The sequence below is a fragment of the Bradyrhizobium sp. Mp27 genome, assembly GCF_029953005.1.
In the GTDB taxonomy this organism is placed as follows: Bacteria; Pseudomonadota; Alphaproteobacteria; order Rhizobiales; family Xanthobacteraceae; genus Bradyrhizobium; species Bradyrhizobium barranii.
This window is the reverse complement of sequence record NZ_JASAUS010000208.1, coordinates 1-9695: the sequence shown is the minus strand read 5'-3', so window position 1 is coordinate 9695 and position 9695 is coordinate 1. Positions and strand designations below refer to the sequence as shown.

7 protein-coding genes are annotated in these 9695 nt (G+C 57.7%); 5 read left to right on the top strand and 2 right to left on the bottom strand.

What is annotated here, in order from left to right; translation table 11 throughout:
- The 5 genes from QJT78_RS45095 to QJT78_RS45075 all read left to right on the top strand — a co-directional run.
- Nucleotides 1-1201 (top strand): pentapeptide repeat-containing protein (locus QJT78_RS45095; RefSeq protein WP_281460650.1); only part of this gene is annotated, 1201 nt, incomplete at its 5' end.
- 36 nt (nucleotides 1202-1237) lie between these two features.
- Nucleotides 1238-1516, top strand: a complete 279-nt coding sequence (locus QJT78_RS45090) for a pentapeptide repeat-containing protein (RefSeq protein ID WP_281460649.1) — start codon at nucleotides 1238-1240, stop codon at nucleotides 1514-1516.
- Between the two features lie 184 nt (nucleotides 1517-1700).
- Nucleotides 1701-2582: a pantoate--beta-alanine ligase gene (locus QJT78_RS45085; RefSeq protein WP_011084658.1), complete on the top strand. Its 882-nt coding sequence runs from the start codon at nucleotides 1701-1703 to the stop codon at nucleotides 2580-2582.
- A 550-nt stretch (nucleotides 2583-3132) separates the two neighbouring features.
- Complete coding sequence (locus tag QJT78_RS45080; protein ID WP_028154142.1) at nucleotides 3133-4374, top strand: cytochrome P450; 1242 nt, start codon at nucleotides 3133-3135, stop codon at nucleotides 4372-4374.
- A gap of 426 nt (nucleotides 4375-4800) precedes the next feature.
- Entirely contained in the window at nucleotides 4801-7044 is a 2244-nt protein-coding gene (locus QJT78_RS45075; protein ID WP_035680466.1) for a hypothetical protein, read from the top strand.
- A gap of 330 nt (nucleotides 7045-7374) precedes the next feature.
- On the opposite strand, the gene QJT78_RS45070 is transcribed toward QJT78_RS45075, so the two are convergent.
- Together QJT78_RS45070 and QJT78_RS45065 are read right to left on the bottom strand one after the other, a co-directional pair.
- The gene (locus QJT78_RS45070) at nucleotides 7375-8385 is read right to left on the bottom strand and encodes an IS481 family transposase (RefSeq protein WP_281460648.1); all 1011 of its coding nucleotides are present in this window, start codon (nucleotides 8383-8385) and stop codon (nucleotides 7375-7377) included.
- A gap of 142 nt (nucleotides 8386-8527) precedes the next feature.
- On the bottom strand, nucleotides 8528-8821 hold the full coding sequence (locus QJT78_RS45065) for an IS5 family transposase (protein ID WP_011084662.1): 294 nt from the start codon (nucleotides 8819-8821) through the stop codon (nucleotides 8528-8530).
- Nucleotides 8822-9695: the final 874 nt, after the last annotated feature.

The window sequence follows — 9695 nt, the reverse complement described above, 5'->3', positions numbered from 1 at the left end:
ACGCTCAGGTCAACCAAGCCGTTCCGATGACACTGCTGGGGCCCGGCGTCACGCGACGCCGCGGCCAGCCGCGCGCGTAGCCTGTGCGGTAAAATACGCGCTTACAGACAAGCTTTCATCAGATGGCGAGTTCGTTCGGTACTGGAGCCGGGCTGCCGACCGGCTGCTGGCGGTTGCTGCTGTTAGGAGGCGAACCGAGGAGGCAATCAGAAGGACCGGGATTGGCTTGCAGCTATCCTCCGAGAACCTTAGCGGTCATGACCTATCAGATTTCCCGCTGCGACGCTGTACCCTCAATCGCGCGCAGCTCTACGGAACAAAGTTGGATCGAGCAGATCTTTCTGAGGCGAACCTTATCTGTCCGGGGCTAGAGCGGGCAAGTTTCATGGGGGCCAAGCTCGATTTTGCCTATATGCATGCGATGGCAGCGCAGGTCTGCAACTTCGATGATGCCAGTCTGCGCAATGTAATCGATGCAACCGGCAGCCTTTTTCACGGTTGCAGCATGAAAAGAACACGCTTTGACAACGCGATGCTCAGCGGGCTCCTCGTTTACCAGTGCGACGCGAGTGATGCTGTATTCGACGGCGCGGAATTACAGGGCTCAACCATCAATGAATGCTTCCTCCCTTCAGCGTCCTTCCGCTTCGCAAAGCTGAGCCAGGTCACGATCACGAAGGCGCATCTGGCGGATTGCTCGTTCTTTCAGTCGAAGGGAGACTGTTTATCGATCGTGCGTCCCATCTCGATCGATGGTCTCGTCTTAGAGGGCGCTCATCTTCCGTATCTGAGACTCTCAAAGGTGAGCGGGCGGATTCGGGCGAGAGCCCTGAGCGCCCCATTCGCTGATCTTCACCTATCAAATCTTGCGGGAGCGGAGCTGGAACAGGCAGACTTGACCGAGGCGCGGCTTCTGTCCGTAGGCCTGTCCGACGCGAACCTCGTGGGTGCCGTGCTTACCGGTGCATCTATTCACTCCTGTCAGCTGAATGGGGCGGATCTATCTAGCGCATCAGGTGAAAGCATTTCGATAACAGAGAGCACAATGCGAGCGGCCAAATTCACCGGTTTTCGCGGCCGCTGCGCCTTTGTGCGCGACTGCGATCTGGAGCATGCGGACCTATCCCAAGCTTACCTCTACAGGTCGATGATCACCGGTGATCCGCCGCAATCAATGGCATTGAATCACGCAAATTTCTAGGGATCAAATCTCGTTCAGGCATATCTCGCCGCGGATATGACCGAAAGTAACCTGGAGGCAACGCGAGCCGCATACGTTCGCATGAACCAATCGTCCCTGCGCGATGCGAACCTGAGTGGGATATCGCCGTTCCAGGCCAGTTTCGTAAAGGTGGACTTTTCGGGCGCTAAGATAACCACTTTCGAGCCACCATTTTTCGCCGACCGTTGTCGGGGACTGCAGGTCGCTCTGGAGGGGCGGCAGCCGCGCGAACCATCAAGCTATCTGGCTGAATTCTCATCGGTGATCAGACGGGGTCAAGAAGGGTCAACCTGACTGCTTCGGAGCTGCAAGAACAGTGCGCGCGAGCTTTGGACAGTTCGTGCGGTGGTCGAGGTGTGAGAGGGCGTAAAACCTCTTTGGTGCTCGTTGGCGTGCGCGGCCCACGAGACGCTGGGCGGCGCGCCTTCCGAGATCCGAACGCGCCACTATTTTGGCGTTCAAAAAGCGGAGTAAGAAGATGCATCTGACAGGTCTTTCCGCAGGCAAGGCGTTCATCCGGGAGGTCGCGAGAACAGGTCAGACGATTGGAACGGTCCACACTCTCGGCGCCCTGCATCTTGGGCATGCAGAGCTGATTAGAAGAGCGGCATTGGAGAATGATGTCGCGATCGTCACAGTGTACCCGAACAAGATCCAGCTTAGACCAGGTGGGAGCTACGATTTCAATTTGGACGATGATATTGGACTTGCCCTACGTTCAGGAGCAACTGCCGTGATTTCGTCGAGCGACACCGAAATGTTCCCGGTCGGCTATCGAACGTATGTATCGCAAGGTGACTGTGATTTGCGTTTAGGGGGGCCTGAAACTTATTTGAAGGAAGCCGTTACTGGAGCAATCCGCTGGATCTGCTATTCGAGGCCAACTCGCAGTTACTTCGGCCTGAAAGATATAGGTCAGGCGATCCTGGTAAAGCGCGCCGTCGCAGACCTGCTTCTCGATTGCGAGATAAGGTTTGTGCCGACCGTGAGATACAAGAACGGAGTGCCCATTTCGTCGCGCTTGAGGCGATTTAACCGTTCCGAGCTTGATGAGCTGTCCTGTCTCTTCACGGCACTCAACCGTTCAAGAGAAGAGATCGCCCGAGGAGCGTCAAGCGTGAAGGATCTGGTCGCGTCGGCGACATCTCGGATAGAGTTTCGACAGTTTAGACTCGAGTTTGTTCGGATTGTCGACGCTGATAATTTCAAAGATTTAGAGCAGGTCAAGCTCCCATTCTTAATTATTGGGGCTGCAATGGCTCATGGCCTCACGGTTTCCGATAGCATCTATGTTCCAGATCAGGATACGCTCCTAAATGGTGCTCAGGATATCTGGATCGATTTGCCTAAGCAGTCGTAGCGAGTCGATTACTCATAGATCTTCGCCCGAAAAAGTAGACGGGGTTAGGTGGCTCTTAGCTCCATGTCGATTGGGGCGATATATGCGAGCGGAATGAAGCCAAGTTCGGTTGTAGGAGCCCTCAATGAAGGCGAAGTTTCGCGCTGGGCTCGCGCGGTAGCGCTCAGATAGCGATCGGGCAGCGCGATGACGTTCGTCGGCGGCCTCTGTTAGGGCGGCGCAGAACGGTGTCACTGGGAAGAACAGGACCTAGCCGCGGCAGCCGGACCAGCTCCTTCGCCGTCAGGGCAACGACAGCCACTATGTTGACGCCGATGCCGTTCCCGGAAACGGCGAGGCCAGCGGTGGTGACAGCTCTCAGCGATCCATTGAGTAGATGGAGCCGGAAAGTCAATGCGATCCTTACTGCCCGACATGGTAGGGCTGGCTAGCCGCACTTTGAGATAGTCTGTTCGGGTAGCTTGTCACAGCCAAACGCCACGACAGCTCAAACCGGTGAATCGTAAGTTTGGATCCGTAAGCTCTCGCGAACAAAATCTGCGGAGATGTTATGAACAGGCGATTGGAAATCCATAGAGCGGATGATGGATATATTATCCCGCTCAGCGAGCTGGATGTAAGCGAGGGCAAGCGCTTTCAAGACGACAGCATATGGGGTTGCTTCGAGCGGTTGCGAAGAGAAGATCCCGTTCACTACTGTCAAAATAGCGCTCATGGTCCATATTGGTCAATAACGAAATACCGGGATATCGTAGCGGTCGACACAAACCACCACGCGTTTTCGTCACAGCAAGGTGTCACCATTGTCGAGGTGCCTGATAAGCACTGGACCCCAAGTTTCATCAAGATGGGGCCTCCCCAGCACGCCGAGCAGCGCAACACGGTGAGTCCGATCGTCGGGCCGGAAAGCCTGACGAGGCTCGAAACCTTGATCCGCTCTCGGGTCCGGATGATTCTCGATGGCTTGCCGCGTAATGAAGTCTTCAATTGGGTAACCAAGGTCTCCATAGAGTTGACGACGCAAACGCTCGCCACGCTGTTCGACTTCCCATTTGAGGATCGGCGACTCCTGACCTATTGGTCGGACGCAGCTGTTACAACTCCTAAAGCAGGCTATGCCATCGACAGCTGGGACAAGCGAAGCACCATCTTGTCGGAGTGCCTGGACTATTTCACACGGCTTTGGAACGAGCGCATCAATGCCGAGCCACGCCTCGACCTGATTTCCTTGATGGCGCATTCACCCGTCACACGCCATATGGAGCCAACTGAGTTTCTTGGGAACCTCATTCTACTGATCGTAGGCGGCAATGATACCACGCGCAACTCGATTACCGGCGGCCTCCTGTTCATGAGCCAGTACCCCTCCGAACTGCGGAAACTAACTGACAATCCCAAGTTGATCTCGAGCGCCGTGTCTGAGATCATTCGATACCAGACGCCGATCGCACATATGCGCCGCACTGCTGCTATAGACAGCATCGTTGGGGGAAAACCGATCAGGACAGGCGACAAGGTCGTCATGTGGTACATCTCCGGCAATAGAGACGAAGAGGTCATTGAGAACGCCAACGGTTTCGTGATCGACCGCAAGAATGTGCGGCAACACCTCTCGTTCGGATTCGGAATCCATCGCTGTCTTGGCCGACACCTTGCGGAACTGCAGTTGAGAGTCCTCTGGGAAGAGATTTTGGATGGGGGATTGAAGATCAAGGTCGTCGGCGAACCCGAGCGAATTGCATCTAACTTCGTGCACGGCTATTCCGCTCTCCCCGTGCGGATTGAAGCTTAGGCCATGATCGGGACAGTCTCGACCGCCGGTGTGCGGTGGGTGTGGATTGATGTGAACTATCTTGGCTTCTTCAAACTGCGCAGATGAATGGATAGAAGCGAAGGTTCTGTCGGCAGCTATTTATAACCGGGCAGACGTTGAATCGCCCGTGAAGAACGATACGTGAGGCGAATGCTTGGTGCACGCGACTGTCATTTTTCTATAGCTGTCAGTTTTCTATAAGGGGGCGTCTGGCCTGTTCGCGTCTCAGCTGATGACACCGGAACTGACGCGGTTACTTCAGCAGCACGGAAGCTGCGATAGAAGTCGAACACAAGGCCGCATCTTCTTCCTTGCGCATCCGGATGAATGCTCTTGGTCAGCTAGTCGTCAGCCAGTCGGCCTATCCAGACAGGCTGCGCACCCTCAATTATCCGGAGATGAAGCATGAAAGGCATTGGCCGAGCTGGTCCATCAGAGCTTGAGGCCGCGGGAGCCGAAAGCATTAGGGAATTGAGCCGTTCGAGCCCGGAGTCTGGTCTCTTCCCTGGGGAACGCGATCAGTCCTTCGATGCCGTCGTAGGGCGGATACGGTCTGAGCCTGATGTGAGAGCGGCGACGCTTGCGAACCCGCCGCCAACTTCGGACGTAGCGGCGCCAACGAGGGAGGAGATAAAGGCAGCAAAGCGAGAATTGAGCAGCCTGCTTGAGGAACTTGAAGCTTGCCGCCGAGCGGCCGGGCATGCCCGGAACTTGCCGGAGAGACAAGATCTGATGGATCAGGTCGTCAAAGCAGGCGCAACAGTTCTGGCGTACTACGCCAGTCTGCCACCCGATTTGGCGCGCCGAATTCTGCCAAACGATCGGGCTCGCCGGCTCCGCGATGACACTGTGAGGGAGGCTGACGAATGTAATGAAGTGGCGACCCAGATTATCTACGAGCTGGAGGAGAGCAGAAAGAAAGCACAAGGCGTGCTCGACAGCCTCAAAGACATCGCCTCGCCTGCACAGCTGAGCCGCCTGTTTACAAGCGTTGCGAACCACTATGCAGCATGCATGGAGTTGTGGGGAAAGAAGGTGCTGCGCTGTGAGCGGATGCAGTCAGTCTGTGCCGCTACCGCCCACCTTCCAGGCAGCACGCCCGCCATGCGCACGGCCGAAGATGCCGCACTAAGGCATCATACGGGCTGGGCGCTCTTTACGAAGTGCATGTATCTGCAATCGCGGATCGCTCTCGTGGAGCTTTTAGTCAACTCGCAAGCGAGCACGTTGGAACCAGACGTGCGCGACGCCCTCATGGATGAGAGCGGGAGGGTGCGCCTGCTCGGGGCCTTCATCGGAGATGTTTTTCCGGCGTTCGTCTCGACGGCCCAAGCCGTTCTGTACAGCGATGGAGCGGCGCTCGAAGCGGAGCATCGCGCCGTTCTGGAAGGAGTCATGGAACGACTTTCGGAATTTGCATCGGGGCTGAGCGGCATGCTTGACAGCCTGAGGGGGACTGCAACGGAAACTGACCTTCCGTTGCCGTTGCTGGACCAGATCGTGGAAGCTGCGTGGGTGACGGCGAACGAAGTCATGCGGCTGCTGGCATTGCAGCCAAAGACGCAAGCCACGATTGAACCGCCGGCTTGGGCTGCGCTTCCGGATAATATTGGCCCAGCGGGCGGAGGCAGTCCGGCGCGCAGAACGGGCAAAGCAAGGCCCGCAGCAGCCGCAGGAGAGGGGAGTTCGACGGCCAGCCCCGCCACGCCGCAACTCGCTAGGCCCGATGCGGCGACGGCCCCGGCGGGCAAGGTCATCGTGCTCTCGGATCTCGGTACAAAGAAACTCGCCACTCCGGAGCAGGCACGCGCGTCATCCGCTGCGGCCGATAACCTCCAGATGTGGATGGCTCCGCCATCCAGGAAAGCACTGCCGGGATTACTTGAGCGATTGGACCAGCTGCTGCAGTTCGATCTGCCGGCTCAGCAAAGCGCCGCCTCGCAAGCTCGCCACATGAAGCCCGAGGACGCCGAACACGTGTTGGATGTCGTCATCAAGCGCATGCAGACGCAGTCCTCCGAGATTGAGGCCTGTGTAGCCGCGCTGGAGGAGCCTCGCCGGCGGGGCCTGCTCACGCCTGCGCAAGTGCCTGAAGTGCACGAAAAAATAGTCCGGCTGACAAGGATGTGGTCCGAGGTTCAGGGACAGGCAAGCTCATTGAACGCGCGAAAGGCAGCAATCACAAGCGATTGCACGAAGACCTATGCGTTTCCATCGCAAGAATACCTAGAACAGTTGCGGGAAGCGGGAGAACTGGCGTCAGTGGATCCACCGCACGCCTTGAAGGGAGAGCCGGGGACGCTATTCGAAATCAAGCTGCAGCCCAGGGCGCTGCGCAGCGGTGCGATGCCAAGGCCGATGTGGGTGCACATCCATACCAAGCGCCCGGTAAATGCCTGGCAATTGGCAACGCTGGGCGATCGCGAATTCGCCGCTTGCCACGTCAAGTCCGACGAACAGCGCGGCTACAATCGGCACTGGCAGAGCGCTCGAGCCGCCGAGGGGCACGACAATGTCGTGATCCATCGCGGCAGGCTCACTCCTGTGTTCTGCAAGTCCTTGTTAAGCACCGCCGCTGGCCAGCCGTGGCAGCCCCTCCCCGATCCGGAGCACGCTTCAGCGCAGATGGCTCGACTGGGGATCCGGTGAGGTATCGTCTTGCGGCGGTGAGCCATCCGGTGACAGCGCTCATGCCTCCATCGGCTTGGCGGACTGCCTGAGCAGCGCCGAGCCCCATCAAGCTCTATCTTACAAAAGCATGGAGCCTGGAGAGAACACTCCTTTCGGGAGGGTTATCAGCCCGCAGTCCGGAGGATCGCCAATCGGCGCGCAAGCAAGCTTGCCATTGCGGGGTGTGGCGAACATCGGCGCTCGGATGAGAATGTAGGCCGCTGAGTGTTGCAAGACGGAAAACTTTGTAAAAGAAGGGACTTGAGCTGACAGCGAGTGCTTTGTCGCGGCAGGTGTCCGACAAAGGTTTCATGTGCGACCCCACGCAGCCGGCAACAATGTTTCTCTCGACAGAGCACTTGCGTCACGCAAAGTTTGCATCGGCGTCTTGCCGTAGCACCAGCGCCCCTGATGTGGGCGCACCTCATTGTAGGCAGCGATCCACTCATCGAGATCGCTCTGCAAGGCAGTGATGCTCGGATAGATCTTCTTGCGGAACACGACGCAATAGAACTCCTCGAGCACGGTGCGGTGGAAGCGCTCGACAATGCCGTTGGTCTGTGGGCTCCTCGTCTTGGTGCGGGTGTGATCGATGTCTTCGACGGCGAGGTAGAGCTCATATTCGTGATGCTCCGGATTGCCGCAATACTCGGTGCCGCGGTCGGTCAGGATCCGGTTTAGCGGGATGCCCCGCGCATCGAAAAACGGCACCACGCGATCATTCAACAGTTCGGCCGCCGTGATCGGCGTCTTGCGATCATACAGCTTGGCGAACGCCACCTTACTGTAGGTGTCAATGAAGGTCTGCTGATAGATCCGCCCGACCCCCTTCATGTTGCCGACATAGAAGGTGTCCTGCGCACCGCAATAGCCGGGGCACTCGCTCTCGAACTCGCCGTGCGCCTCCTTCTCGGACTTGGCCCTTTCCAACGCAACGAGCTGGGCCTCGGTCAGCACCAGGCCGTCCTGGGCCATCTTGGCCTCCAGCGCCGTCAGCCGCTTCTTGACGTTGGCGAGGTCGTGACGCAGCCACACCGCCCGCACGCCGAACGGGGAGATCGACAGGCCGCGGCTCCTGAGCTCATTGCTGACCCGCACCTGACCCCAGGCCGGCTGGTCGATCGCCAGCTCAACGACGGCTGCCTCGACCTCCGGCGCGACACGGTTCTTCAGGACCGGTTTCTTGCGGCTGATCTCAATCAGCGCCAGCTCGCCGCCCTTGTTGTACAGTTCCTTGAACCGGTAGAAGCTGTCGCGGCTATAGCCCATCATCCGGCAAGCCTGGCTGACGTTGCCGAGCTGCTTGGCCAATTCCAGCATGCCGACTTTCGCGCGAATGACTTCTGTTCCTGGGTCATGGTAATGTCTCCCTGTGAGACGCCGCGGGCTGCGCGGGAGCGCCCTTTGGGTGAGCGCTCCTGCTCGCCCGCAGCTCCATTCCCTGCCAGTTCAAACCTTGCCGTCAGATTAAGTCGAAACTTCTACAGACCATGACATATTCCATGTCCGGCTCGTCTGAGACCGCATCAAACATGCGCTTCCAGACGCCCGCCTTCGCCCAGTCGCGAAAGCGCGTGTACGCAGTTATCCAGTTGCCGAAGGCGCGCGGAAGATCGCGCCACGGACTGCCCGTGCGGGCAATCCACAGCGCGGCTTCGACAAACAGCTTGCCGCTCCGGCCGGGATCGCCCGGCTTGCCAAGACACAGCGGCTCCATCTTCGCCCATTGGGCGTCAGTCAAAACGAATCGGTCCATCCCAAGCTTGAATCACAACCAAGCCAGGATGAGAATCCTAATAAAAAGCCCAATTCTAACAATCTGCCAAAGTAGTGTTAGGGCGCGGATTCATTAAGGCGCAGCCATAGCCTGACTGACGCGAGTTGAACGAAGGCAAGGTAGTTGTCCTGACATCTGCTCCATTTTTTGATCTTCGCATCCAATGCCGGCGAGCCCGGGTGGATGGTCTCGTTGCTCGATGAGTTGGCCCGACACTTCTCGAGACGTCTACGAAGAAAACGGCCAACGAAACCCTCCTCACCCAGGCAACCCGGAAAGATCCCGAGCCATTCTGATGGCGAGGACACAATGACGCTGGCGCCTGCCATAGGCAATCCGCTCCTCCCGCCCGGGCGGGAGTCGAAAACTCCGGCTGGAAGCCGGGGTTTTCTTTTGTGCTATTATAGGCACCAGCTCTCGTAAACCGCCGCCAGTACAGTGCACCTCACGGCTTGAGCCGAATTGGCTTGGGCTTCGCTCCGTCCAAGGCTCGATCGTAAGCCGCAGGTGTCGGTTGGTCTGCGCTCTGCTCCACCTCAAATGGATTGGTAGAGATCTCACGTCACATGAAGTCTCCATCCGAGTCGGGCTCTGATGAAGGTTCATCATCGCTCGACGCTTTGGAGAGATACATCGAAGAATTGGTTGCGCGCTGCCATTCACCATCCCTATATCTCCACTGTTTGGACTGGGTGGGATCAAGTACCATATCATCGAGATCCACATGAACGAAGCCCAGTTGTTCCCCGCGGGTCACTTCAAATTCCTCCGGGTGTGGTCAGTCAAATTCCTCCACCCGCGAGGCAGGACAAGGGACTGTTAGTTTGAGTTTGTTTCCCGGGCAAGAGCTTCA

Bases quoted from the DNA above. Each gene is read 5' to 3' on its own strand.
- QJT78_RS45090 (WP_281460649.1), top strand. From the start codon at position 1,238: ATGACCGAAAGTAACCTGGAGGCAACGCGAGCCGCATACGTTCGCATG.
- QJT78_RS45085 (WP_011084658.1), top strand. From the start codon at position 1,701: ATGCATCTGACAGGTCTTTCCGCAGGCAAGGCGTTCATCCGGGAGGTC.
- QJT78_RS45080 (WP_028154142.1), top strand. From the start codon at position 3,133: ATGAACAGGCGATTGGAAATCCATAGAGCGGATGATGGATATATTATC.
- QJT78_RS45075 (WP_035680466.1), top strand. From the start codon at position 4,801: ATGAAAGGCATTGGCCGAGCTGGTCCATCAGAGCTTGAGGCCGCGGGA.
- QJT78_RS45070 (WP_281460648.1), bottom strand. From the start codon at position 8,385: ATGCTGGAATTGGCCAAGCAGCTCGGCAACGTCAGCCAGGCTTGCCGG.
- QJT78_RS45065 (WP_011084662.1), bottom strand. From the start codon at position 8,821: ATGGACCGATTCGTTTTGACTGACGCCCAATGGGCGAAGATGGAGCCG.